The organism is Methanobrevibacter sp. (assembly GCF_045114555.1).
Classification (GTDB): Archaea; Methanobacteriota; Methanobacteria; order Methanobacteriales; family Methanobacteriaceae; genus Methanobrevibacter.
Window position 1 is genome coordinate 24,469 of the sequence record NZ_JBGUKT010000022.1, and the last position, 25,811, is coordinate 50,279.

The 25,811-nt window shown below is 31.1% G+C and carries 23 protein-coding genes; 4 read left to right on the forward strand and 19 right to left on the reverse strand.

The window, feature by feature from the left end; all coding sequences use genetic code 11:
- Window positions 1–4: 4 nt before the first annotated feature.
- Window positions 5–1,060 carry a ribonuclease H-like domain-containing protein gene (locus tag ACJMLB_RS05125; RefSeq protein WP_405324219.1) on the forward strand — a complete coding sequence of 352 codons (1,056 nt, stop codon included), beginning with the start codon at window positions 5–7 and terminating at the stop codon, window positions 1,058–1,060.
- Between the two features lie 626 nt (window positions 1,061–1,686).
- Window positions 1,687–2,106 carry a nuclease gene (locus ACJMLB_RS05130; protein ID WP_405324221.1) on the forward strand — a complete coding sequence of 140 codons (420 nt, stop codon included), beginning with the start codon at window positions 1,687–1,689 and terminating at the stop codon, window positions 2,104–2,106.
- 140 nt (window positions 2,107–2,246) lie between these two features.
- Here the strand turns inward: ACJMLB_RS05130 and ACJMLB_RS05135 are convergent, their stop codons facing one another.
- The 16 genes from ACJMLB_RS05135 to ACJMLB_RS05210 form a co-directional block, all read right to left on the reverse strand.
- Window positions 2,247–5,024, reverse strand: coding sequence for an AAA family ATPase (locus ACJMLB_RS05135; protein WP_405324223.1), 2,778 nt, complete (start codon window positions 5,022–5,024; stop codon window positions 2,247–2,249).
- Window positions 5,025–5,033: 9 nt separating this feature from the next.
- Entirely contained in the window at window positions 5,034–6,329 is a 1,296-nt protein-coding gene (locus ACJMLB_RS05140; protein ID WP_405324225.1) for an exonuclease SbcCD subunit D, read from the reverse strand.
- 123 nt (window positions 6,330–6,452) lie between these two features.
- Window positions 6,453–7,961: a helicase HerA-like domain-containing protein gene (locus ACJMLB_RS05145; protein WP_405324227.1), complete on the reverse strand. Its 1,509-nt coding sequence runs from the start codon at window positions 7,959–7,961 to the stop codon at window positions 6,453–6,455.
- Between the two features lie 107 nt (window positions 7,962–8,068).
- Window positions 8,069–9,157, reverse strand: coding sequence for a DNA double-strand break repair nuclease NurA (locus ACJMLB_RS05150; RefSeq protein WP_405324229.1), 1,089 nt, complete (start codon window positions 9,155–9,157; stop codon window positions 8,069–8,071).
- A 240-nt stretch (window positions 9,158–9,397) separates the two neighbouring features.
- Window positions 9,398–10,147, reverse strand: coding sequence for a geranylgeranylglyceryl/heptaprenylglyceryl phosphate synthase (locus tag ACJMLB_RS05155; protein ID WP_405324231.1), 750 nt, complete (start codon window positions 10,145–10,147; stop codon window positions 9,398–9,400).
- Window positions 10,148–10,462: 315 nt separating this feature from the next.
- On the reverse strand, window positions 10,463–10,609 hold the full coding sequence (locus ACJMLB_RS05160) for a 50S ribosomal protein L40e (protein WP_048812436.1): 147 nt from the start codon (window positions 10,607–10,609) through the stop codon (window positions 10,463–10,465).
- A gap of 196 nt (window positions 10,610–10,805) precedes the next feature.
- Entirely contained in the window at window positions 10,806–11,324 is a 519-nt protein-coding gene (locus tag ACJMLB_RS05165; protein WP_405324233.1) for a DUF367 family protein, read from the reverse strand.
- Window positions 11,325–11,418: 94 nt separating this feature from the next.
- On the reverse strand, window positions 11,419–12,114 hold the full coding sequence (locus ACJMLB_RS05170) for a hypothetical protein (protein ID WP_405324235.1): 696 nt from the start codon (window positions 12,112–12,114) through the stop codon (window positions 11,419–11,421).
- 25 nt (window positions 12,115–12,139) lie between these two features.
- Entirely contained in the window at window positions 12,140–12,532 is a 393-nt protein-coding gene (locus ACJMLB_RS05175; RefSeq protein ID WP_405324237.1) for a hypothetical protein, read from the reverse strand.
- A 59-nt stretch (window positions 12,533–12,591) separates the two neighbouring features.
- Complete coding sequence (locus ACJMLB_RS05180) at window positions 12,592–13,254, reverse strand: DUF116 domain-containing protein (RefSeq protein WP_405324239.1); 663 nt, start codon at window positions 13,252–13,254, stop codon at window positions 12,592–12,594.
- 220 nt (window positions 13,255–13,474) lie between these two features.
- Window positions 13,475–13,939, reverse strand: a complete 465-nt coding sequence (locus ACJMLB_RS05185; RefSeq protein WP_405324241.1) for a hypothetical protein — start codon at window positions 13,937–13,939, stop codon at window positions 13,475–13,477.
- Between the two features lie 175 nt (window positions 13,940–14,114).
- Window positions 14,115–14,270, reverse strand: a complete 156-nt coding sequence (locus ACJMLB_RS05190; protein ID WP_295618478.1) for a hypothetical protein — start codon at window positions 14,268–14,270, stop codon at window positions 14,115–14,117.
- 106 nt (window positions 14,271–14,376) lie between these two features.
- Window positions 14,377–14,745, reverse strand: a complete 369-nt coding sequence (locus tag ACJMLB_RS05195) for a hypothetical protein (protein WP_405324243.1) — start codon at window positions 14,743–14,745, stop codon at window positions 14,377–14,379.
- Window positions 14,746–14,836: 91 nt separating this feature from the next.
- Window positions 14,837–16,039 carry a hydroxymethylglutaryl-CoA reductase (NADPH) gene (gene hmgA / locus ACJMLB_RS05200; RefSeq protein WP_405324245.1) on the reverse strand — a complete coding sequence of 401 codons (1,203 nt, stop codon included), beginning with the start codon at window positions 16,037–16,039 and terminating at the stop codon, window positions 14,837–14,839.
- Between the two features lie 110 nt (window positions 16,040–16,149).
- Window positions 16,150–17,016 (reverse strand): succinate--CoA ligase subunit alpha, encoded by an 867-nt coding sequence (gene sucD, locus ACJMLB_RS05205; protein ID WP_405324247.1) that lies wholly within the window; start codon window positions 17,014–17,016, stop codon window positions 16,150–16,152.
- Window positions 17,017–17,306: 290 nt separating this feature from the next.
- On the reverse strand, window positions 17,307–18,032 hold the full coding sequence (locus tag ACJMLB_RS05210) for a hypothetical protein (protein WP_405324249.1): 726 nt from the start codon (window positions 18,030–18,032) through the stop codon (window positions 17,307–17,309).
- Window positions 18,033–18,299: 267 nt separating this feature from the next.
- Between ACJMLB_RS05210 and aroD the strand changes: the two genes are divergently transcribed.
- Window positions 18,300–18,983: a type I 3-dehydroquinate dehydratase gene (gene aroD / locus ACJMLB_RS05215; RefSeq protein WP_405324253.1), complete on the forward strand. Its 684-nt coding sequence runs from the start codon at window positions 18,300–18,302 to the stop codon at window positions 18,981–18,983.
- Window positions 18,984–19,191: 208 nt separating this feature from the next.
- Here the strand turns inward: aroD and ACJMLB_RS05220 are convergent, their stop codons facing one another.
- Window positions 19,192–22,176, reverse strand: a complete 2,985-nt coding sequence (locus ACJMLB_RS05220; RefSeq protein ID WP_405324255.1) for a hypothetical protein — start codon at window positions 22,174–22,176, stop codon at window positions 19,192–19,194.
- A gap of 327 nt (window positions 22,177–22,503) precedes the next feature.
- Between ACJMLB_RS05220 and uvrB the strand changes: the two genes are divergently transcribed.
- On the forward strand, window positions 22,504–24,465 hold the full coding sequence (uvrB, locus tag ACJMLB_RS05225) for an excinuclease ABC subunit UvrB (RefSeq protein ID WP_405324257.1): 1,962 nt from the start codon (window positions 22,504–22,506) through the stop codon (window positions 24,463–24,465).
- Between the two features lie 131 nt (window positions 24,466–24,596).
- On the opposite strand, the gene ACJMLB_RS05230 is transcribed toward uvrB, so the two are convergent.
- On the reverse strand, window positions 24,597–25,070 hold the full coding sequence (locus tag ACJMLB_RS05230) for a tetratricopeptide repeat protein (RefSeq protein WP_405324259.1): 474 nt from the start codon (window positions 25,068–25,070) through the stop codon (window positions 24,597–24,599).
- A gap of 234 nt (window positions 25,071–25,304) precedes the next feature.
- On the reverse strand, window positions 25,305–25,664 hold the full coding sequence (locus ACJMLB_RS05235; RefSeq protein WP_405324261.1) for a hypothetical protein: 360 nt from the start codon (window positions 25,662–25,664) through the stop codon (window positions 25,305–25,307).
- Window positions 25,665–25,811 lie beyond the last annotated feature (147 nt).

Sequence of the window (25,811 nt, forward strand, 5' to 3'; positions counted from 1 at the left end):
TACTATGACATCACGTAGAGAAGAGCATGAAGCATACCTAGAGAAAATCCTATCAAATTCATTATCTTCTGCAAATCCATCTAAAGAAACTTACGAAAGAGCCAGATTAGACTCTCTAACTTATTTTAACAATCTAAAATTTGGATTGATGCATAAATACAAAGATTGGGATTTCATGGATATTGAAGGAAGCAGAGTCATTGAAAATATTTATGGAGAAACATTTAAAATCACAAGAAAGGAAAAAATAGACTTTTCCTTAGAAAACAAGAATAAATCCCTTAAAGAGGATTTGGCTTCAAACCTAAAATTAATGCCGGGAATAGGATATCAGACAGAAATGAAACTTAAGGAAAATGGTTTCAATACATTTTATGATTTGGTAAACCATCCCACTTATGCTAAATATGCAGAAGAAATGATTGAAAGAATAGAAAAAGAATGTTTCATAAAGGAATTCAAACTATTGAAAAGCTTAAATAAGTATCCTAATTCCAGAAACAGCACTATTAAGGCTTTAAGTTCTCTTGATCCATTTAATCTCAAGTTCATGGATATTGAAACATTGGGATTATCAAATGCAGCGATTATTCTAGTTGGAGTTGCTGAGATAAAAGGAAATTACATTGAATCCAATCAATATTTGCTTAGAAATAAGGAAGAGGAACCTGCACTCATTGAAGGCTATTTATCACATATCGATGAAGCAAGCGTTCATGTAACCTATAATGGGGCTAAATTCGATATTCCTTTCATAAAAAACAGAGCCAGATTATATAGGATAGATTGCAATCTTGACCAGACTCATTTTGACTTAATTTATCCTGCAAGGAATTTATGGAAAGACAAGCTTCCTAATTGCAAATTAACCACTATTGAAGAGCATTTATTCGGTATTAAAAGGGATGATGATGTACCTGGAGCTTATATTCCAGATTACTATAGAACTTATTTAACAACTAAGAATATTGGTCCTTTAATTCCTATAATAGAGCATAACCGTATGGATATAGTCTCTCTTGCTCATTTCCTAATGAGAATATATGAAGAGTCATTTTAATTTTTAAAAGATTCTTCTTTTTTAGCTTTTTTAATAAAATATAATTTATTGATTTCTAAAATAAAATTGAGTAATAAATTTCTTTTAAATTGTATTAAAGTTATTTAAACTTTATTTAACTTAAAAATATTGCCTTAATTATAATAATAATTAATATTTGTTTCTAGATATCCAAATGAATAGATAAATGTTCATTAAATAAACATTACATTTATATAAAATGAATTATAAAAAATAAATTGAAGATAACCTTTAAGGTAAGACTCTAACTAAGTTAAAGAATAAAAATTAAGTTATTTTTAAAAAAAATGATTATCCCATATAAAAAAACTAAAAATACTTAATTTTTATCTTTCTTTTTAACTCTTTTTAGATTTTATTCATAATTTCAATTTATACTTTAATCCTATTTTTCAAATAAACTTTACTTAATTAACTTATAATAATAACTAGATTACCCTATATTCTTTTTTGATAAAAATTATTATTTAATTTGATTTTTATATAAAATTTTTAATATTAAGAAAACAATATAACATATAAGAATTGAACTATCAAATTAAATTAACTAAAAAACAAAAAAATAACTAAAAATAAAATATAAAAAATAAAAAAGGAAGGATAAAATGTTTGAAGAAGAACAAGACAATAAAATCTATAATCTCATTATAACACGTGGAATTGATCAAGAAAACGAATATGGTCAATTTACAGAGAAACTATACTCTAAACCTGACTTCTTATGGACAGAATCAATGGCAAGGGATTATGCTCCATTTGGAGAAAGCTTCTTTGAAAAAGTAGATGTTATTGTTGTTTTATCCGGAATTTATAATTACAATCAAATGCATATTGACATTTTAATTGAAAAGGCAGAGGAATTTGACATTCCTATACTCCTAGTGCGCCCTTATGGTATGGAAATAGTTCCAGAAGAGCTTGAGAAAAAAGCAAAAGCAGTGGTTGGATGGAATGCAAACTGCATTGTTGATGACATAAGATCCATTGTAAGTGGAGATTATGATGAATTTTGTGATGATTTTTAATTAATCATCTCCTTCTTTTTTAAATACTGAAAAAAGTCTTTTTTAATTAATAAAATAATTGAAAAAAAATAAAAATAAAAAATAAAATAAGATAAGTAAAAATTAATTACTTATATAAACTATTTTTAAAATCAACAGATTTAACTGTTAATTTTTACTGTAGAAATACCATCTTCTTTTACAACTCTAATAAGAGTGTCTGCAGCATTCTCCAATTCATCATCATGAGTTACTATCAACATTTGAGGAATTACAGACATGCTACGCAAAACAGTTATTAAATGCTGTTTACGGATAGTGTCTAAATGAATGGTAGGCTCATCCAAGAGAATTGTCTCAATATTTCCCTTAGACATGGCTTGTGTAATACCTAACCTTAATGCAAGAGCGATGGCTATTTTCTCTCCACCACTAACCATTTCTATATTGGATTCCCCTTCAGGTCCATAGATGGAAATATTATACTCATCATCCAATATCAAGTCAGAATAGTTGAAGTTGAACTTCTCAAAGAATTCCCTTGTATACTTCTGAATCAATGGTCTTGACTGGCTTCTTAAGTCCTTTTGAATGCCGTCTTTGCTGTATAAAGTTCTTAAATCTTCAAGCAATCCATAGTATTCCTTAACAGCAATGTATTCCTCTTTATTTTTTCTATTTGCTTCAATGGTCTTTTCAATGGTTTCCACTGTAGTTTCATAGATCTTTAAGTTGTTGTCATTGACAGCAATCTCTTTAGAGTATCCATTGAACTTATCATTTAACCTATCAATCAGGAATATCATATTTCTGTAATTCTCTTCATTATATTCTGAAGAATCAATTGCTTTCTTGATTTCCTTGATATCATTTTCCTTTTGAGTTATTTCATCTGCTTTAATCTTTAGCTTTTCTTCATATTCCTCTTTAGCTTTAACAGAACCTAATAGGACATGATATCTTGTATCCTTTTCAGACAAGTCTTTTATCAATTCATCCAAAGTTTCAAAACTCATATCCAATGAAAGATTGGAATCTGAAGTGATATAAGCTTTAAGTTTCTCTTCTTCAAGATTGATTTTACCAGCAAGGGTATATAGTTCATCCTTGATTTTGGATTCATCTGGAGAAGATTTAAGAAGAGTATTTGCTTCCAAATACTTTTTATCATGAGATTCAAGCTCATTGAATTCATTATTCTTGGATTCAATTATCCTATCCAATTCTTCAAGTTCCTTCTTTTTGCCTTGAAGCTCATTGATTTTGGAATTTACAGTTTCCAAACTTTTTGTAAACTTGTCCAAATCTCCAACAATATGTTTGTTCTGATATATCTTTGTTTTAATTGAATCGAGCTTTAATAAATTAGCATCTTTTAATGATTTGTCCTTGTTTAATTTAGTGATAATCTCATTATTTTCACCAATCTTTTTATTATTAGTATTGATAGTTTCCTCATACATATGAATGAGTTCATTTTTCTTATCTTCACTAATATCTGATTGGCAAACAGGACATTTATTATCAACTTTCTTAATGTCAGACAATGGTTCTTCCAATGACTTGATTTCCTGATTTAAGCTTATTGATTCCTTATTCAATTTCTTTAATTCCTCTTCAATCTCATTGATTTCCTTTTTGAGATTGGTTCTAAGAGTTTCAACAAGACTTTCCAAACTATTCAAGTCATCATTGGTCTTGATTGGATTGATTTCCTCTTCAAACTCAGATAAAACTGTTTTTGCATCATTGTAGAAAGTTTCCAAGTCATTGTTGTATTGATCAATATCATGGATTAATGTGTTTTTCTCCTTCTCCAATTCATCTAAACGTTTGAGTTCAGCAGTCAATTCCACTTTCTTGTTATTTAAAGCCTTGGTTTCACCATCAAGAGATACAAATCTTTCATGATTCTCCTTTTCAGATTCTATAATAGCTTTATAGCCTTCAATATTAGTGATGATTTCCTTGTTGCTTTTTTCATCCTCTTTAAAATTATTTAAATCAGTAAGAGACCCCTTAAATTCCTTATAGACTGGAAGCTTTTCACTATATGGCTTTAAGAGGTTCATTTGATCTTCATTTCTTAAAATCTCATTGTATTTATTAGACAACTCCTCTTTTAACTTATTTAATCCATTTAAATTTTCATTTTCATGGACTAATTTCATATTGAGAGCTTCATACTCTTTCTTTTGTTTGTCTAATTCCTCTTTTTCCTTGTTCTTTAATTCAATGTCATTTTTAAGGCCTTCATGATCTTTCTTTAAGGCATTATTCTTTTCATTTAAAGTGAAATGCTCTTCTTTTGCCTTTTTAAGTTCAAAATTAAGCTCTGACTCTGGCTGTATCCTATCTTCTAAAACAGCTTTTCTTGTCTTATAGTCCTCGCTGATTTTAGGAAGATTATCATAAGCCTTCTCCAATTCTTCAAGACGTAACAGCTTACCGATTAGTTTCTTACGTTTAGCAGGTGTCTTATCAATAAGTTCCGCTATTTCACCTTGCCTAATATGAATCGCATTTAAGAATGTTGAGGAATCCATGCTTAAAATCACTTCAATTTCCTTATCCACTTCCTTATTTCCAGAAACATAGATTTCCTCTTCTCCATCTACAATCTTATATAGGTTTGAAGTAGGTTTGGAACCGGATTTTGTTAGGGTTATAGTCCTTTCAACCATATACTCAGTTCCATTTGAGACAAATGACAATTTCACTACCATTTGAATCTTATCACCTGTGTTCTTATTGGATCTTACCAAATCATTAACGGATTTTGTAGTATATGATTTGAATAATGCAAATGATATTGCTTCAAAAATAGAAGATTTACCTGCACCGTTTTCACCTACAATCAAGCTTATCCCAGGATTGAAATCCAATGTAGTGTCTGCATGTGATTTAAAGTTTTTCAATTCTAACCTTGTAAATATCATCATATCACCCTAAAAGTCATCAAAACTTATCTGTTTAGACTTTTCATTTTTGGAATTTCCTTCAGTTAAATCCTCTAAATTATTATCCAAATAATCATCTAAACTATCAGATTTCTTTGTATTAGCATCATTTAATTCAACATTTGATTTTTCTTCATCAAAATAATGTTGACTATAAAATCTGTCTGAAATAAATTTAGCATCATCTATTCTTCCAACAGATAGATTGTCTAGCAAGTCAATGGACAATTTATTTACTTCTTCCTTGCCGTATTTTTCTCTTACTCTTTTTTGCAGCAATGTTCTAGGGTCCAATATCTTGTTTTCATCTATAATCCTTTCCTCTTCCAAAACCTTGTCTGGCTTAAAACTAGGCCTTAGATTCAATACATTATCTCCAATGGATTCCTTGATAGTTTCATAAATATCTGCACTATCGAAATCTCCACCTGCAACAGTCAAGTCAAGCATAGGCTTATTATCCAATGATTGAATCTTTTCCTTAACGTCACGGAGGCCTTCTTCAAACTTATTGTAATCAATTACAGCCCTAACGAACTCTCTTGGAAGGTCAATCTTCACTCTTTCAACTTGAGGCTTATCATAGCTTAAGTCCACTACGACGAATCCCTTACCGAATTCCCTGAAATTCTCATTGGATTCACTTGTTCTCCATATTTCCATAGATCCGGGATAAACCAGTTTTCCTTTGCCGAAATCCTCTTCAACATAATTATGAACATGACCCATTGCATAGTAATCAAAGTTTTTAGGCATTTGTGATAACTCTATTTCATGGGTATCCTCATGCATCCATTTGTCAATCCCTTGGTGAGAAACCAAAATGGACTTAAGATACTTGTCTGCCATCTTGGATAATTGATCATAAGCACTTTTTAAAGCTCTGCTTTGTGAACTTGGGACATAACGAACTCCGCAGATTAATACTGGCCCTTCAGTATACATCGGATGATTATCGCTGATTAATTTAAGTCCTATGTCTTTAAATAGAACTTGTGGAGGCAATGCTCCTTTCCTTAAGATTGAATCATGGTTTCCAGCAACGGCATAAATAGGTATTTTAGCTTCATTCAATCTGAGCAATGCCTTTTGGAATGCAAGCAATGCTTCTGTAGAAGGTCTGTTATTATCAAATAAGTCTCCACTATGGATAACAAAATCCACATCTTTTTCTATTATTTTATCTATATTCCTAGCAAATACGTCATAAAAGTCGGTTTCACGTTCCAATAGTCCAAATTGTCTTGAACCTAAATGACTATCAGATAAATGTGCAAAACGCATTTTATTTCACCCTCCTTCCTTTTTTTAATTTATAATCACCTTAAAATAATTATTAAAATATAAGATTTTTTAAATTTTTTTCAACAATATTAAGAAATTAGTAACTTATAAAGATTTCTAAATCTAATATCCTCCACCTAAATTAACAAATTGGTCTAATTCCTTTTGTAAAGCTTTTTCCTCATCTTCTTTTTTTGATTGCCATTGCTCAATGATATTTAAGTCTCCACCACGTTGGCGTCCTTTGAATTCATTGATCTTTACAAGGGTTGGAAACTTGGTCATAAGGCCTAAAACCAACGCTTCACCAATGTTAAGTGATGGCAATTGCTTTACCAAGTCTTCACTAAGACTTTCGCTTGCTGTTTGGACATGCCTTTGGTCTTTTGGCTCTACAAGCCTTAGAATTATCATATTGTTAGCTTGTGATAATGTTTCAGCATCAACAGATTTAGGGGATTGGCTTACTAAACAAAGGCCTAAACCAAATTTACGACCTTCTCTAGCTATACGTGTAATCCAATACTTACTGTTACTGCTTCTGTTTTGAGGTGCTAAAATATGTGCCTCTTCAACTACAAAGAATAATGGATAGGATAATGCGTCATTATCGTTGTGTCTGACAAATTGTTTTCTGCTCCTAAGGGATCTTCTAAGTACATGAGCAACCAATACTTCAGCCATATTCTCATCGACTTGTCCTAAATCAAGAACATTAGCCATTCCAGGTTTTATTTGAGTCAGGAAGTCCCCTATATTAACATTTAACAATCTATCATATTTTACATTCAAATCCTCTATTTTATTGATTACATCCATAATGTTTTTCTTATTGCTGGCATCATACTCCTCATCATTATACCAGTTATCAAGGATTTTGTATAATAATTCTATAAAATCAGCAGTGCTTGCAGTTCCCTCTTTCACCAATCTTCTAGCTTCGTTAAAAGCTCTTCTAAAGTATCTCTCTTGCAAAGGAGCGTTGGAAGGAATGCTTGCCAATTTTTTAATCTCTGAAAATTCCATATATTGTGGGTTAATCATAGGTTCTATAACATTTACATTGCCATTTGTAAATTCCGCATCGACATATTCAGAATGCATATCAAATATAAGCATGCAACCGTTGTACTCTAAAAGACCATCAATGATTACAGAAACTGTATTTGACTTACCTGCACCAGTCATTGCAAGAATTGCCAAGTGACGAGAAACCATCTTATTGATGTCTACACCCACTTCTACATCTTCATTGTTTATTAGATGACCAAGCTTAAGAGAGTTTTCAATGTGGAATATCTTATCCAAAACTTCACTAGGAGCAGGATAAATAGGTGTTCCAGGAGGTGCGGGAGTACGTGGCAACTTTAAATTGTCATTTACATCACCAAGAATGGATATATTGCCCTTAATGTAATAGTCATCACCTTCAATTTCCCTTATCTTTGCAATTGTATCTGGATCATATATCTCATTATTCAAGGAAACGCTTCCACGAACCATAGATTCTATCATCCCTAGAATGATTTTTCCATCATATTCAAGTGTTACGTATTCACATACTTGCGGCATTTCTTTTGAAATGAAACTCACTTCAATAAGAGATGTTTCTCCAATGCATCTTCCAATCATTTTTAAACCTCTAAACTCAATTATATTAGTAATATTTATTTTTTTATATTATAAACTTCAATAAAAAATTAATTTCGATTATAATTATCTTATATTGATTATTTATCTTAATTTAACATTTCACGACCTGATTTATCTAAAAATCCGATTATTTTAGACAAGCTATTCATATCCTGATTTGAAATGACAACATCCTTATGTGCTTTCTTTAGTAAAAATGGATATCCTTCAGTTGAATTTGATTTCAAAACCTTTAAGATTTCCCTTATTTCATCCAAATCCTTAGTGTAAAAAGGCAATTCTATCTTTATAATGTTCTTATTGTCATCAAGTCTTGCAAAGAATATTGTAAACCAAAGCTCTCTAAAGAACTCATTTTCTATTGGGAAATCATGTTTGGTCTTGTATGTTACCTTTCTATGGTACGGTTCACTGAATCCTTGCTTTCTTGTCATTCCATCTAAAATAGCCATATCCGGTATATTTGCATGGAATATCTCATTGCTTGATGAAGTTTTAGAAATAGCGATTATTTTCTTTTTGTTTTCCAAAAGATATTTTAAGGCAATCAGGTTTTCCAAGCTCTCCAGGAATGTTATTAAAGCATATTCATCAATGTTTTCATCCTCAAACAAGTCTTTAAATTCTTCCTTAAAATTAAATGATGATAGATTTAACTCATTGGATTGTATTTCAGTTTCCAGCTTTTCCTTGACTTGATTTATAATATTTGCCTTATATTCTGGTGAAATGCTCTTTTCTACTGGAATAGGACGTATCAAATCGCCTAAAATAGATCCATCATCCATATAATAATCGATATCAAAATCATTGAATGTCTTTATTGCTGTCTTTATCTCAAATATGCTCATCATATTACGCAATCTTTCCTCTAAGAATGATTGATGAGGTATGATATCAAGCTCTGCAGATTCAATTGCCTTTAGTTTTGATTCTGTATCATTTGGATTATAAATGAGAGATTGTGCAGCCACTGCATAGAAATTGAAGCTGAGATATTTCTTTTTGTTATAGCTTCCATCACCAGCAGCAAGAATAAGATTTGAATCACTTGAAATAATCTCCTCTTCATGCCATTTGGATTCAATGTCTATTTCAGATTCCTTATATTCCTCCAAAGGTTCATTGATTAATCCTTTTTTTCTAATAGCCTCTGTATATAACGAATTTAACATGATAAAACCTAAAAATTATAATTTTTTTAATTTTGAGAGTATATTTATTATATATTAAAATATTGATTTAATCTTATAAATTATTTTATTAAAATTATTTTATAATTAATTATATTTATTAAATATATAATTAATTTTTAGAAAGAGCATTTGAAAAATAATTATTTAGTTATAAAATAGTTAAAAAATAGTTAAAAATAGATAAAAATAGTAAAAAAAAGAAAAAAAGAAATAGTTTAATTATTCAGAAGCCTTACGAACTCCTGCTACTATCTCTTGGATTTTACCTTTAACATCTGAAGTTTCTTCTACAACAGTACCAGTAACAATGATGTCTGCACCAGCTTTTGCTGCAGTATAAGCTGCTGTTGCATCACGGATTCCTCCACCTACTACAAGAACAATGTCTTGGGTAGCTCTTTTTGTATAAGCAACCATTTCAGGAGGAATAGGTTGATCTGCACCGGAACCTGCTTCAATATAGAAGTATCTCATACCTAAGTTTTCAGCCGCCATAGCATAGATAGCTGGGATTTTAGGCTTGTTTCTTGGGATTAATTTAGCATCTCCAACCCAACCGACAGTTCCACCAGGTTCTGCTACGACATAACCCATAGGAATCTTTTCGATACCTGTTTTGTTAACTGCAGGTGCAGCCAATGCTTGTGCACCTATAATCCAATAAGGATTATTTGAATTTAAATAACTCATAAAGAAGATTGCATCTGCGTATTTGCTTGCACCATTGATATTTCCTGGGAACAATACAATAGGCAATTCGATATTTTCAGACAATGCCTTGCAAGTTCCATCAAGTGCTGCAGTGTCTACGGTGGAACCTCCAACCATAATACCATCACTGCCACCTTCAATTGCTGCTTTAGCAATAGATACAGCTTCTTCTGGGCTTTGTTCATCAGGATCGATTAAAGTTAAATGAATTTTACGAGTTTTCAATATTTCCTTAAAATGAGCTTCAACATTTTCCATATAATCACACAATGAATTTTAAATATAATTAATTAAAGTAAATTAATTTAGATTATTTAGATTAATATAAGTTAATTTTTTAAATAATCTATTAATTACATATATTTATTAACTTATTAGTATTTAAAATTAATATAAATTTCTGAAAATTATTATAAAATTAGTAAAATTTGTAAATTTGTTAAAATTAGTAAAATTGATAAAAATAGTTGAAATTATAAAATTAGTTAAAATTAGTTTTTAAAATAAGAAATTTAATATAAAAATCTAAAGAGAATAAAAATTCTCTTTTAAGTTTAAAGGGATAGAGTGGATCTATCCTCTAGGTTCTTTTGCTTTGAATCTTAAACCTTTGTAACCACATTTTCTACAAGTAGTAGCTCCAGCAGGATTACGTGCATTACATTTTAAACAGATTTTTACATTAAACATTCTGTTTTCTGCTTCTTCAAATCTTGCCATTAATAATTCCTCCATATCTTATTAAATTAATTGATCAATATAACTTAAATAGAAATTCATGAAAAAATTCTAGAGAAATAATTCATTAAATTCATAATTAAAGTTTAAAAGAATAAATTATGAATTACAACAGCATGTAATCATAACTATTAATAAAATATATTAATTTAATACTATATAAATGTTAGGTTTATTTTTACCTTTCATGAGCCTCTAAGAACTCATTTTGTATTCGTACTACCTCTTCACTTGTTTTTACATCACTGTAAGCTTCCAATAAGTCATAATTCATTTCAATGAAGGAATGACCCCATTTGAAACCATCCATGATATGATGGGCCTCCTCTTTAAATCCGGTTATGTAAAATGTAGCTGCAATCGCTTCATTTGTAGACAATATGCAAGGCTTTCCGAAATTAACAGGATTTGCAGCAATTAAAAAGGGAAGAGATCTGTGATATTTAGATAAGCTAAAGAAACTTGCAGACTTTGACACCTTATTCCAGGAACAGTCAAGCCCTACAACTCCCTTATTTTCAACAAGAGGCCTATCCTCATAGGAAACTGCCTTTTCGGAAAATGGATTCAAGACAACTGCACCACGAGGAATCTGATGTATCTTATAGACTATTTTGCATTTTCCTTGCTTTTCCATTTTAAATGCGGTGCATTTCCTTTTATCGCATTCATTAGCATGAAAAACAGTTACTTTCATAAATATCACTTATACTAATCATTTTAAAAAAAGAAAATTCAACAGAATAAATATTTAATTATTCTGTTCTTTTTTGTAATTAATTCATTATTTATTATTGAAGTTTGCTTGGATCAATGGTTCCATTTAAAATTCCATCAACGTAATCCTTATTGAATTTAAACTCCTCATCTGACATGCCCATTAAATCAGCCATTTTAGGAGCTTTTTTAGCATCTTTAAATTGGATGCTTTCAACTAAAGGACCTATGTAATCCTTATACAATGGACAGAATAAAGTACCGTCACATTCAGTTTTGTTACCATAGGACAGTACATTGATTGTGTAAGCAGTTCCATTGATATCCGCTTCACAGATATAGACATTTATTGTATTGTTTGTATCGTTTCCAGGTGTTTTATTATCAGTAACATTGTTGTCGGGAACAGCTTGTGAATAGAATATTTTCCAAGCTTGACCATTGTAATTCCTTACTTCAGGAGCTCCCAATCCCTGCAATTGATAAACATCAGTTATGAAATCTCCATCCTTTACACAGGACATATTATAGGTTATATTATTCTCATTGTCACTATAGGAATCAGTCCATCCTTTAATTGACCCATTATCCTTGATTTCATTTTGAATAACTTCGCCATTGAATGTACCTGACATGAATTTATTGTCAAAATCAGTAGAAGAACCGAATATGTTCATGCCAAATAATTCAAATGCTGAAACAGCGCCAACTGAACTTATTACTATTGCTAGAACTGCTAATGCAATAATAGCTGTTTTTTTAGTGTTCATGGTTTTCCTCCATATGAAATTTAATTTAGGAATCAGCTAAAGTAAAATTAGGCCTAAATTTAGAGCTTCTCTTTAAATTCTTAAGTTCCACTTTAGTAGGACATTTGTATTCCTTTAACATTAGAATCTTATAATCGTAATCAACAGGCAGGGAATCGTCCTTACCGTCAATAAGACCTCTGAAATTTGCACCTACCCAACCGGTTCCACCTATATCATAGTTTATTCTGTCAATAGGATTGAAATCTTCAAAGAACATCTCCAATTCAATAGTTCTTTCCATAGGGGCCTTATAATGGATAGCCATAACCTTATTGGAATTCATTCTAATCTTAATGAATTTCTGATCCATCTTCAATTCGTCCCCTTCTCTTACTTTCTTAATGGTAAAAAATGGATTTATATCATTTCCAGACATCTTTTCACCTCATTTTAGTTTTCTTTTTTTAAAATCGTAATAATCTATCTTTACAAAAACTAAACGTCTTCTTCATTCTTAAAATCGTAATAACCTATTGTTTCAAGAACTTTTGAAATATCCACCTTTGTTTCAAAACAACCTGATGTAGACAATAGAACTCCTTGAGGAGCAAAATCTGCCAAAGCCATCATTGTTTGATTCAAGTCCACATGGCAAGCCACCCCTACAACGGATTTGAACTTATTCTGCTGAATGATCTTCTTAACGAAGCTGGAACCAGGTACAATAAATACTCTATAGCCCATTGGTTCTGCCTTTTCCTTAATGACACCAATTGCACATTTTCCACAGTATGTACATTGAACACCTGTTTCCTTTAGGCTTGCTTCACATTGAGCAGACCTAAGGCAATGCGGCAATACAATTATCTTATCTTCAGGAGGTATCTTTTCGAACTTGGCTTTATTGACCTTGTTTCTCACTTCAATTCCAATACTGTCAACCAAGGAGTCATCAAGGCCTAAAAGATTTGCAAAGCTCTTCAATGGGGAATAAAATACATTTACAATAAAGATTATAACAGAAGGAAGAAACAATTTGTTTCTTCTTACTAATATTATTCCGAGCAAAAGCCCTACAATTAGTATGATAACTATCAGGAATACTAAGAAGACTACACCTTCACCGATTAATTGGAATGCTTGTTCATGCAATAACATATTCGTCAATTCTATATTTTTTATACTTGATTTTGTTTAAATAAAACATTTTATATTATTTTATTTTATATATATAAAACTTTTTAAAAAAAATTATAATGTAATAAAAAAATTAAAAAGGAAATATAAAAAATTAAAAATGAAATTTAAAAAATTAAAAGGAATATGAAAAAGAGATTAAAAAAATAAAACTTTTTAAGAAAAATAAATTATAAAATGCTTAAAATGGCTCAATCTTATAATTCTTCACTTCTCCTTCTATAACAACACCGTCTTTGGATTTGACTATATTCAATCCGGATAAGCTGTCACAGGAACATAAGATATCCTGTTCTGGGTGTGTTCCAGGAACTATTCCGCAGTCCAATCTTACGTTTTCACCTACAGACAATACCATCTTAAGACGTTTAGAAGATGGGTGATCCTTTGGAAGAACAAGTATAGGTGACTCTATATCCCTAGTTAGGTAAGCAAGAGACCTTATTCCCTTTTCATATTTTTCACCTAAATTAAAGGAAGAAACAGCAATCAAATCATCTTCTTCAAGATATTGGACTATCTCATCACTGTCAGGAGTTCCTATAAATAGCATCTTATCCTCTCCAGCCTTAACTATTCCAACCATACCGCTTTCACCAAGCAAAAACAGTATTTCATCCTTAGTAAATTTGATTTCAGTTTCCATGATATCACCGATAAATGATTCAATAGCTTAAAATGATAAGAATATCATTAATTGCATAATTAAATTGACTATAATATTAAGTATAAAAATTAAAAAAAATAGTTATTTATTAAAAATAAAAAAAGTTAAAGAGCAAATTAAACATTCACTCTTAACATATAAAATAGCAATATACTTATTCTTGTGCTTCTACATTGTCACTTTGACAGGAAGGACAGATAACCTTTTTACCTAATCCTTTAAAATCATTTCCACAATCTAAGCATTTATATTTCTTTGTTTTCAATTTTTTCATTGAAAGATCAGCCATTGGGCCTCCAGAACTACACATAATATCACCTTTTATTAAAACAGTCAAATTAAAATTTTAACTATTGTTAATAAGTAATTGTTTATATGTTCATTTTAGTATTTATTATTTTATATTTGAAATCAAACTAGTCATAGTACTTCATCAAATGACTTGATTCTTCAGTTGATTCAAATTCATCTATGAATTCCTTTAAGTCCTTGATGAATTGCTCTTTCCTCTTTTCCAAATCATCGATAGCAGAATAATCCTTTTTAATGGTTAAATTCATTAGAATATCTTCAGTTTCAAGAGAAATTTTAGGATAATCCATGCTTAAAATAGATTGATCATTAGATTCATCAAGCTCATCTAAAGGATTGAAATCATCATTTGACAGCAAATTGTCAAAATCATTAAACTCAATGGAATCATCATCAAAGATAGGTTTGCTGTTTTCCAATTCCTTTTTGAATTCTTCAAATTCTTTCCTGAAATCAATATGCTCTTTTTCCATAAAAATCAAATAAAGTAAAATAAGTAAAAAGTAAAAAGTGAATAGTTAAACATTGAAAAAATTAAAAAATAAAAAAGATAATTAAAATCAATTATCTTCCGAGCTCTTGATGAGCTTTTGCCAAGTGTCCAGCAGATATTGCTGCAATTAAAGACAATTCACCTGCCATAACAGTTGAAATGACAATTTCAGCAAATTTATTTACCTTGCCGGATCCTGCACAATCGATTATCTGCAATCCTTCGTTTGCAGTTTCAAGCCTTGTTCCACCACCGATTGTAGCGATAGGCAAATCAGGCATGTTTACAGAGAAGTATAAGTCCCCATCCCTATCCTCTGCAGTTGTAATTCCCAATGAACCTTCCACAACATGCGCTTCATCCTGACCGGTTGCCAAGAATATCGCTCCGATCATGTTTGCAAAGTGAGCATTGAAAGCCATGCTTCCTGCTGCAGCAGAACCAATTAAGTTTTTAGCTGTATTTACCTCTTCTATTGCCTTTGCAGTTGTCTTAAGCTTTGCTCTGACAATAGCTTCTGGTATTAATATGTCTGCAACCACTGTCTTTCCTCTTCCCTCTACTATATTGATTGCTGCAGGCTTTTTGTCAACACATAGATTTCCGCTTAAAGCCAAAGCGTGAACTCCTAAATCCTCATGCAATTTAGCCAATACCTTTTCAGTTGCAATTGTCACCATATTCATACCCATACTGTCTCCAGTTGAGTAAACGAAACGAGGATAAACATAATTTCCTACAATGATTATAGGGTCTATCTTAACCAATTTTCCATGGCTAGTTGTTGATTCTGCAATTGCCTTAAGCTCATCAAACTTGTCTTCAAACCATTGCTTGACCTTTACAGCTTCAACAACTGAATCTGTTTTAATGGCTGGAGCTCTTGTCATCTTATCGCCGATAACTCTTGCATTAGCCCCTCCAGCTGCAGTGATAGCTGAACAGCCCCTATTGACTGAAGCCAATAATGCACCTTCAGAAGTTGCAAGAGGTACAAAGAAATCATCTTTCGCATATTCCCCATTGACTTTTAATGGACCTGCCACTCCAATAGGTATTTGGACAGTTCCTATAGGATTCTCAATGTTCTTTGCAAATGCAAGTTCCATATCCAAAGTATAATCAGCCATTTTTTCAAGCTTGCAATTGGAACGTCTCTCTATAAACTCCCTTCTAATGTCTAAAGCTTCTGTTGCATTTTCAGTAAACTTGTCAATTTGATAAAGCTTCATTTCACCAGCCAATAACTTTTCAATGATTTCTTCTTTATCCATATTATCACCGAGAAAAATAGTTTCAATAAAAACAGCAGTTTTTGTAAATTTTAATTTTTAGATTTGTATGATTTTAATTCTAATTGAAAAAATAAAAAAAGATGGAGAGATTATTCTCCACGAGCTTCTTTAATAAATTCTACAATTTCAGAAGGTTTTTTAGCTACTTTAACGCCAGCAGCTGCCAAAGCTTCCATTTTACTTTTTGCAGTACCGGAGTTACCAGCAATGATAGCTCCTGCGTGACCCATTCTTTTTCCAGGTGGTGCAGAAAGACCTGCAATATAAGCTACAACAGGTTTAGTAATGTTCTCCTTAATGTATTCAGCTGCAGCCTCTTCAGCTCCTCCACCGATTTCACCAATCAACACTATTTCTTTTGTATCAGGGTCATTTTCGAACATGTCCAATACATCAATGTATGGAGTACCGATTACAGGGTCTCCTCCAATACCTACACAAGTGCTTTGTCCGATTCCTGCACGAGTCAATTGGCTTGCAATTTCATAAGTCAATGTACCGCTTCTGGAAATAACTCCAACATCACCTTCAGAGAAGATATGTGTTGGCATAATACCAAGTTTTCCCACTTTAGGAGAGATTACACCAGGAGTGTTTGGTCCAATGACAGTAACGCCTTTTGCCTTTGCATAAGCCATGATTTCCATAGTGTCATGAATAGGTATGTGTTCAGTAATTATAATAACCAAATCCAAATGATCAATGGATTCAAATGCTGCATCCTTTGCAAAAGGTGCAGGTACAAAAATGATTGATGCGTTTACATCAACATTTTCCTTAGCTTCTTCAATAGAATCAAAAACAGGAACTCCACAAACTTCCTGACCGCCTTTGCCGGGAGTTACTCCTGCTACAATCTTTGTATTGTATTTTATCATTTGTTCAGTATGGAATTGACCTTGTTTTCCAGTAATTCCCTGTACCAAACATTTTGTATTTTCATTTAATATTATCATATAAACCACAATCGAAATTTTAAATAATTTTTTTAATTGTAATTAATTAATTAAGTTTAAATCTAGATAATAATTATATAAATTTTATATAAAATTATTAATCAATAATATATTTAGTCTTTAAATATTAAATAGTTATTCATTATTTAATTGGTAAAATAATGCTGAAATATTGTATAAAAAAATAGTAAAAAAATAAATGCAATTTTAATTAAAATAACAATCAATTAAATTAGTTTTAAAAATAAAAATATTAAAAATATTAAATGTTAAATTAATTAAAATGATACTTAACCTAAAATTCTTGTTTTGTTTTCAAATGGTATAGATAAATCAATCATATTTCCATTCATTAATGCAGTTACAGATACCAAGACACTTCCAGGAAGCACATTGCATGAGGTATGCCTTTTTACAAGATAAGTGTTTTTGTTTCCAAGTGCAGCACCAATCATTGCACTTGCAACAACGGCAATCTGTTCCAGTTCATTTACTGAAACCACTACAACAGGATCATCGGTATCATCTGGAGACACATATCCCACTCCAGGAATATCAGTTCTTTCACCTATCCTATCACTTACTCCAGTGACTGCTTTCATACCGCTTGCAGCTTCTATGACAGAATTTGCAACATCCGCCACAAATGGTTCTCCACCATAAGTGTCAAAGGCCATAATAATGGCATCCTGATACTCCCCATCTTCGAGGTTCGCTTCTGCATAGGATACTCCTTCCCCTCCTTTATTAGGGTCTTCGGATATTCCAGCCACATCTCCTAAGTCCTCTGCATTATTTCTCAATATCTCTACAATGCCTGCATTCACTGTTTCCAAAAGTTCATCTTCAACAAATGCGGTTATAACCACATCATCACCTGTGATATTTGTTAAAGCTGCCTTTTTAGCTCCCAAATCCAATAGCTTAGGAATGTCCTTTTCAATGTTTTCAACTAATGACTCAGAAACAGAAACATCATTGCTTGAAATATCTGCACCAATAGCTACTACTTTCATAATATCAATTATATCTTTTGATTTTATAGTTAATATCTTTAATTATTTTAAAATTAATCTTTGATTTTATAGTTAATATCTTTAATTATTTTAATTTAAAAAGAATTCTTTTATTCTTTAATTCGCCACCCCAAATAATTATAAAAAAGCTCTAAAAATCAATTAAGTATTTAATTATATAAGTTAAATATATTAATAGATAAAAATCAAAATAAAAATTGAATTTATTAAATTTAAATAATTTTTGTTTATAAATGGGGAAACAACGTGTACAGTGAAACTAAAATAGCTATACCTATATTCCAAAGGAATAAGGAAGATATCCTAAAGGTAGCTGAAGAATGTATTATTAAAGGAGCAGATATTCTAGAGCTTAGAATCGATGGAATGGATAATCCTAATCCTAAGATTGTAAAGGAAATTATTGAAGAGATTAACTTCCCAATTATAGCCACTAACAGATGCTCTAAAGAAGGCGGATCCTTTAGAGGCGGTGAAGAGGATAGAATAGCTATTCTTAGGGAATGCTGTGATGTGGCAGATTACGTTGATGTTGAGCTTCAAACCGATAGGGATCTTATAGAATCAATCACAGAAACTGGAGTGACATCAATCATTTCCTATCACAACTTTAAGCAAACCCCAGATTTAGACATATTGATGGATATTGTCATTCAGGAAAAGGAGATTGGAGACATTGCAAAGATTGCAGTAATGCCTAATACCCTTGAAGACACATTGACAATATTGCCTATCTTATCCCACTTTGACAATGTTGTGGCAATCTCCATGGGAGAATTGGGAAGCTATACAAGGGTCATTGCATCCAAATTCAATGTTCCATTTACATTTGCTGTGGTTAATGACAATACAGCTCCCGGACAAATAGACATTGATACAATGAAATCATTGATGAACAGTGATTTAATCAATACAGATGATTTAAAATAAATAATCATCTTTTATGCTTTTCTTAAAAATAAAGAAATTCTCATTATGCTTTTTTTAAAAATAGAGAAATCTATGCAATAATTATTAATATAATTCTTTAAAAAAATAGATTAAATTGTTAAAATTATATAAAAACTTGTTTTAAAAAAACAAAAAAAGAATTAAGAGAAAAAATCTCTTAATTAAACTAATATAAATTGAATTTATCTTATCTTGTTACTGTTAAAGTTCTAGTAATAGCTTTAGCATAATAATAAGTAGGGCTTCCAGGTGAAAGGACTACCTTATGCTTACCTCTTTTTTGAGAAATCTTTAAACTAGCGATTCCTTTCTTATTGGTTTTAATAGTGTATGTTTTATACTTTCTGCCAGTATAAACTCTAACTTTAACTTTTACTCCAGAAAGGACCTTTTTAGATTTTGTGCTAGTTACTTTTACTTTAAAGTAGCTGTATCTTTTAACCTTTAAAGATGTAGGAGCAATCTTAATAGGTGATTTGCTTACCTTGATTTGACTGGTTACCGCCTTTGCAGAGTAACCTTTGTCAGCAGAGCTAACTACAACCTTATAAGTTCCTGGCTTAAATGTTATTTTAAATTGGACCAAACCATTTGCACCAGTTACTCCAGTTAAATTATAGTATCTGTATTTTGAAACATATACTTTAATATTCACTGTGGCGCCATACATCAATGCCTTATTTTTAGTATTGGTCAATTTAACCTTATAATATCTGCCAGATTTGTAATAAGTGCTTACACTAGGAGCACTGAACTGGCCTGTTGCCTTCTTAACAGTGACATATCTTGTAAGAGAACCAGACTTATAGCTAGTATCATACATTGAAATGATCACTTTATGTTTTCCAACGGATAAGCCAGTGCTGAATCTGATAACACCTTTAGAATCTGTTCTAGCCACGAAGTTGCTTACTTTAGTAGAAGTGATGTAAACCTTAACTAATACATATGCATTTGGTACAGGATTTCCAGTTTTCTTATCTTTTACAGTAGCTACAACAGTAACGTCAGAACCATATAAAATAGTCCTGTTGTTTGCACTGATGACAACATCCCTTGGTTTAATTGTTATGTTCTGTTTTACAGCACTGCAAATCAAGCTGCCGTCTATTGATTTGAGAGTTAAATTATAAACTCCACCAATTAAAGACATATTATGGATTGTTAAATGTCCAGTTGAATTTGTGGTTCCATTTATAGTAGTATCAATGTAAGGAGAGTAAATTCTGAATTGAACACGAACAGAACCAATTGCCTCTCCTGTATTTGAATTGATAACTTGGAAAGTATAGTTTAATTTTTTACCACTTTCATATTCAACAACAATTGGAGATGCTATAATTTTCGCTTGAGCCTTATTAACTGTAATCTCTTTTTTTTCACTAACGACATAGTGATCTTTGGTATCAAAAGTTACATTATAATTGCCTGCTGGTAAGAAACTTTGTGAAAAACCAACAAGGTTAAAAGACTTGTCATTTTTAATAATTATTGTACCGTTTTCATCAGTTGTGAAGTCTCTTGGACCAATAAAGATTGAATATCCATTAATTGTATAGAAACTTGCTCCTTCAACATTAACAGATATGGTAGCATTAGGTAAAGGAACATATTCTCCAGCTTCGCTTATATAATAAACTGTAAAATTAAATTCGCCTTGTTGGAAATCTGCTGAAGTTGATGTTGCATTAATAACAACATCTATGCACCATTTCAAAGTAACAGTCTTTTCAGTCTCATTTAAAGTTCCATTTGAATATATAATGGTTAATTCAGAGTTATTGAAATGATCAGTAGTGAAATTAATTACATAATTTCCATTTTCACCAGTTAAATCAAAATCGGTAACAATTTCTGTAACATTTGTTTCACCATCGAGATACTTAAGCACTAATGTAATATTAGTTTTATTTAAAGCTACAATACTATTACCATTTGTAATGTTGATTGGAATAGTAACATTTTTAGTGTTATTATAGACATAGATTGTATCCTTAGCATTGATAGTGTTGTTTTCAAGAATAGAAACTTTAACTGTCTTGTTAGATGAATAAGTGAAATCATCTACACCTTTATATCCAATATAAACACTATAGTTACCAAATTCGTCAGTTAAATTAAGTAATTTAATGCCATCATTTACTAATGTGAAATTAATAAGATTACCTTCATCACCATTTAAATAAACTGTAATATTTGATTGATTGACCTTAATTGTATTGTTGGAAGTCATTCTAACATCAAAAGGAATTATGACATCTTCACCTTTTTTAATTTTAACATCATTTGCATCAATATGAGTTACAGTTTTGTTAAGTTCTACTTTAACTGTACAACTAATTGGAAGGCAATTTTCATTACCTGTATAATTTAAAAGGATTCTATTCTCACCTAACCCTGTTAAATTAAGTAATTTAATATCATTACCATTTACCTTAGTATAATTTAGTTCATTATAAGTACCATCAACATTCACTAAATAAACTTTCATATTAGTTATATTAAAGTTAAGAGTCTTTCCTGATTCAACTTTCATTGTAACAGGAATGATTATTTCATCTGCTATCTCATAACTCACATTAGTTGCAGTAATAGTTGTAGTGGTTTGAGTTATATTCAAATCAATAGTTGTTTCAGATTCTGTATAATTAACTCCACCGATTACACTATTTACAAATACGATTTTTATAGTGTAATTTTGAACTGGCAATGTCTTATTTGTATCAAAATCCAACTGTATTATAGAATCGGAATAATTATAATCTATTTCCTTATAATCTGTTGTATTTGTTTGATAAAACACTTTAAAATTATCTGGCCCAATATTAGTGATTTCTGCACTTTGATTGTCTGTTACATTAACCTTAAATGTGATATTGGAACCAAATGTATATGTTTTATTTTCTGATGTAATTGTAGTATTGGAAACTGGAAGTGGATCAGTTGTTTCACCTGTTCCAGGGTCTACAGGATCGTTATTACCTCCCTCTGTTCCATCATCATCAGATAATATATCATCATTACCCATATCATCAATTGCATCGACATCATCTATTTCCATAGGTTGAGCAATGCTTGCATCATCGCTTGCAGCAGAAACTGCACTCATACCCAATAATAGGAACAATGATATCAATGAAATCAAAAGGATATGTGATTTCTTAAATTTCATAAATTTTGTATCCTCCTTAAAATATTTTCAGTCAAATACATAAATTCTTATAATATTGAATTAATTCATATATTTTTTTCTCATATTCATAAAATAAGTGATTTTAATTTTTGGGTTTTAGTCCATAATCCTCACTTATTATTGATACATTATATAATATTTTTATAATAATATATATCATTTTTGCTTTAATATATATAAATTAAACTTAAGTTATTTAATATTCTAAAATGAAAATAGTTTTAAAAAATACATACTATTATAAGAAATAAAGCTAAAAGTATATTATGAAAATTACCTTTAAAACTTAAATTAATAGGTGCAAAAATGAAAGAATTCAAACTTAAATCTCCATATAAACCACTTGGTGACCAACCACAAGCCATTGAATCCCTTGTAGATGGTATTAAGAAGGGATATCATGAACAGACACTATTAGGGGTCACCGGTTCTGGAAAGACATATACAATGGCTAACATCATTGAAAAGGTTCAAAAGCCAACATTGATCATATCTCACAACAAGACATTGGCTGCACAATTATACGAGGAATTCAAGGTGTTTTTCCCAGACAATGCTGTAGAATACTTTGTCAGCTATTATGATTATTATCAACCTGAAGCTTATGTGCCAAGAACAGATACATTCATTGATAAAGAGGCATCAATCAATGAGGAAATAGACATAATGAGGCACTCAGCTACACAATCACTTTTATCCAGAGATGATGTAATCGTTGTTAGCAGTGTTAGTTGCATATATGGTATAGGTTCACCTGAAGATTATGGGGAATTTGCATTTTCCATCGCTGTAGGAGATATCTATGAACGCAGTGACATTTTAAGAAAGCTTATTTTCATGCAATATGAGAGAAATGACATTGCATTTGAAAGAGGTCAATTCAGGGTAAGGGGAGATGTTATTGAAATCAATCCTGTTCATGGAACACCCCCAATAAGAATTGAACTCTTTGGTGATGAAATAGATGCCATAAGTTTAATAGACCCTGTTACAGGCAAAAAGGAAGAGCCTCTTCAAAGGTACATGATATTTCCAGCAAAGCACTTCGTTGTAGGTGCTGACAGAATGGATCAGGCTTTAAAGGACATCAATGATGAGCTTGAAAGCAGACTTAGGGAATTGAATCTCAATGGAAAATATGTTGAAGCACAAAGATTGGAGCAAAGAACCCGTTTTGATATAGAAATGCTTCAGGAAATGGGTTACTGTCCAGGAATTGAAAACTATTCCATGCACTTGTCAGGTAGAAATTGGGGAGATATGCCTTATTCATTGCTAAAATACTTCCCAGATGACTATTTAACAATCATTGATGAATCCCACGTAACAGTTCCACAGATTAGAGGAATGTACAATGGGGATAGGTCAAGAAAGGAGACTCTTGTACAATATGGTTTCAGATTGCCTTCTGCAAAGGAAAACAGGCCACTGAGATTTGATGAGTTTGAAGCTATTCAAAATCAGGTTCTTTATGTTTCAGCTACTCCAGGACCTTATGAAATGTCCAGAAGCCAGAATGTTGTAGAGCAAATCATCAGGCCAACTGGACTGGTTGACCCTAAAATCACAATCAGACCTGTTCAAGGCCAAGTTGAAGACTTGCTTGGTGAAGTTAGGAAGAAAGTGGCAAAGGACCAAAGGATTCTCGTCACTACACTTACCAAAAGAATGGCAGAAGACTTGACAGATTACTATGCTAAAATCGGAATCAAGGTAAGATACCTTCACTCAGAGATTGATACATTGGAGAGAGTGGAGATCATCGACGATTTAAGGCGTGGAGAGTTTGATGTTCTTGTTGGTGTAAACCTGCTTAGAGAAGGACTTGATCTACCTGAAGTGGGACTTGTAGCTATTTTGGATGCAGATAAGGAAGGATTCCTAAGGTCTGAAACATCCCTTATCCAGACAATCGGAAGAGCTGCGAGGAATGTTGACGGTGAAGTTCTCATGTATGTCGATGACATGACTGATTCAGTCAGGAATGCTGTAGACATTACAAACAAAAGAAGAAAGCTTCAAATGGCATACAATGAAAAGTATAACATCACTCCTCAGTCAACATACAGGACCCTTAAGGATAAGAAAATCTCAACTAAGAAAACTCCTTCAAGAGATGACCTTAAAGGAATGCCTAAGGACGAGCTTAAGTTATTGATCAAGGACTTAGAGGCTGAAATGAAAGAGGCCGCTAATGACTTGGACTTTGAAAGAGCAGCTGTTTTAAGAGATCAAATTGTTGCTTTAAAAAGTATTAAAAAGTTCTAAAATAAGTCAATAATTTAAAAAATAAATAGTCTATTTAACATATTGGTTTTAAAAAATAGTCTAAAATAAGTTATTAAATTATATAATCTAAAAAATTAATAAAAAAAGAGTTGTAGGAAACATCCTACGACTTAATTTTCTTCTTTTTCTAACGCTTCTATAACTGTATGTCTAAATACAAGAACCGCTTCATCATCTGGATTTAATTCCAATGCATTATCCAAGCATTTTAAGGCATCTGCATTATGATTCAATTGACTTAAAACCATACCCTTGTATTTCCAATAGACTGGATTGTGAGGGTCTGCATTCACTGCCTTATCAAAACAGGAATTAGCTTCATTGAAACGGTTTACAGCAAATAAAGTCATTCCCTTTAAGAACCAGGTTTGCTCATCTTCAAAGTCAAGTTCCAATGATCTGTCAAAACATTCAATTGCTTCATCTGTTTTTCCTAAAAGACCTAAAGTACTTGCTTTCATATTCCAAGCTTCAGTGCGTCTTTTATCTGCTTTCAATGCAGCTTGATAAGCATCTAATGCTTCTTCATACTTGTTTTCTTTTCTTAATTGATTTCCTTTCTCCATCAATTCATCGAAATCCATAGAATCACCTGGATAAGAATAATAAATATAAAAATTAATCATCCATAATTTATACTTATTTTAAAATATGTTAACACGTGTTAATAAAATTTATCATAACGGCGTAATATTTTTGAAATTTGAAATAATTTAAAAAAATTAGAGCAAAAAATAGTTAAATAATAATAAATATCTAAAAAAAGCAGTCAAAAATATAAAAAAATATAAAAATGAAAAAGTGATAAAAAAAGTAATTTATTCCTTTGGAATTAAGATACGGCCTCTTACAGGAGGTTCACTCATAGTGACAAACTTATAAACATCCTTGTTGATTTGATGTTGATAGTAGATTATATCAAGCATGTCATCTGTCACATCATTTATCTTAATGAATTTCCTAAGTCTTGGGTCTTCAAAGGGATTGTCTATTTCTATCTCATCTCCAGGGCTGTAGTTGTTTTCCAAATGATTATCCAATATTTCCTGAGCGGAAATCATTTTATCTCTTATTTCCTCGCCTTTCAATTCTCCCAATAGGAATTCCTGGTCTAAATCAAATGTTAAGTATTCATATTGATCATTAAACTTTAAATTGCTTCCTGTTTTCATAGTCATGTTATCACTCAAATCTTTCAATATATAATATATTAACTATATTTAATAAATTTTTATGAATTTAAAGAAAATAAGAAATAAAAATAAAAGAAATTTAATAAAAAAAAGATTAAATTGATTAAAAAATAATTAAAAATAAAAAAAATA

Bases quoted from the DNA above. Each gene is read 5' to 3' on its own strand.
- sucD (WP_405324247.1), bottom strand. From the start codon at position 17,016: ATGATAATATTAAATGAAAATACAAAATGTTTGGTACAGGGAATTACT.
- ACJMLB_RS05160 (WP_048812436.1), bottom strand. From the start codon at position 10,609: ATGGCAAGATTTGAAGAAGCAGAAAACAGAATGTTTAATGTAAAAATC.
- ACJMLB_RS05190 (WP_295618478.1), bottom strand. From the start codon at position 14,270: ATGTGTAGTTCTGGAGGCCCAATGGCTGATCTTTCAATGAAAAAATTG.
- ACJMLB_RS05235 (WP_405324261.1), bottom strand. From the start codon at position 25,664: ATGACTATGAAAACAGGAAGCAATTTAAAGTTTAATGATCAATATGAA.
- ACJMLB_RS05150 (WP_405324229.1), bottom strand. From the start codon at position 9,157: ATGTTAAATTCGTTATATACAGAGGCTATTAGAAAAAAAGGATTAATC.
- ACJMLB_RS05170 (WP_405324235.1), bottom strand. From the start codon at position 12,114: ATGAACACTAAAAAAACAGCTATTATTGCATTAGCAGTTCTAGCAATA.
- ACJMLB_RS05140 (WP_405324225.1), bottom strand. From the start codon at position 6,329: ATGCGTTTTGCACATTTATCTGATAGTCATTTAGGTTCAAGACAATTT.
- uvrB (WP_405324257.1), top strand. From the start codon at position 22,504: ATGAAAGAATTCAAACTTAAATCTCCATATAAACCACTTGGTGACCAA.
- hmgA (WP_405324245.1), bottom strand. From the start codon at position 16,039: ATGGATAAAGAAGAAATCATTGAAAAGTTATTGGCTGGTGAAATGAAG.
- ACJMLB_RS05230 (WP_405324259.1), bottom strand. From the start codon at position 25,070: ATGGATTTCGATGAATTGATGGAGAAAGGAAATCAATTAAGAAAAGAA.
- ACJMLB_RS05185 (WP_405324241.1), bottom strand. From the start codon at position 13,939: ATGGAAACTGAAATCAAATTTACTAAGGATGAAATACTGTTTTTGCTT.
- ACJMLB_RS05145 (WP_405324227.1), bottom strand. From the start codon at position 7,961: ATGATTGGAAGATGCATTGGAGAAACATCTCTTATTGAAGTGAGTTTC.
- ACJMLB_RS05210 (WP_405324249.1), bottom strand. From the start codon at position 18,032: ATGAAAGTAGTAGCTATTGGTGCAGATATTTCAAGCAATGATGTTTCT.
- ACJMLB_RS05175 (WP_405324237.1), bottom strand. From the start codon at position 12,532: ATGTCTGGAAATGATATAAATCCATTTTTTACCATTAAGAAAGTAAGA.
- ACJMLB_RS05165 (WP_405324233.1), bottom strand. From the start codon at position 11,324: ATGAAAGTAACTGTTTTTCATGCTAATGAATGCGATAAAAGGAAATGC.
- ACJMLB_RS05130 (WP_405324221.1), top strand. From the start codon at position 1,687: ATGTTTGAAGAAGAACAAGACAATAAAATCTATAATCTCATTATAACA.
- ACJMLB_RS05220 (WP_405324255.1), bottom strand. From the start codon at position 22,176: ATGAAATTTAAGAAATCACATATCCTTTTGATTTCATTGATATCATTG.
- ACJMLB_RS05125 (WP_405324219.1), top strand. From the start codon at position 5: ATGACATCACGTAGAGAAGAGCATGAAGCATACCTAGAGAAAATCCTA.
- ACJMLB_RS05180 (WP_405324239.1), bottom strand. From the start codon at position 13,254: ATGTTATTGCATGAACAAGCATTCCAATTAATCGGTGAAGGTGTAGTC.
- ACJMLB_RS05155 (WP_405324231.1), bottom strand. From the start codon at position 10,147: ATGGAAAATGTTGAAGCTCATTTTAAGGAAATATTGAAAACTCGTAAA.
- ACJMLB_RS05195 (WP_405324243.1), bottom strand. From the start codon at position 14,745: ATGGAAAAAGAGCATATTGATTTCAGGAAAGAATTTGAAGAATTCAAA.
- ACJMLB_RS05135 (WP_405324223.1), bottom strand. From the start codon at position 5,024: ATGATATTTACAAGGTTAGAATTGAAAAACTTTAAATCACATGCAGAC.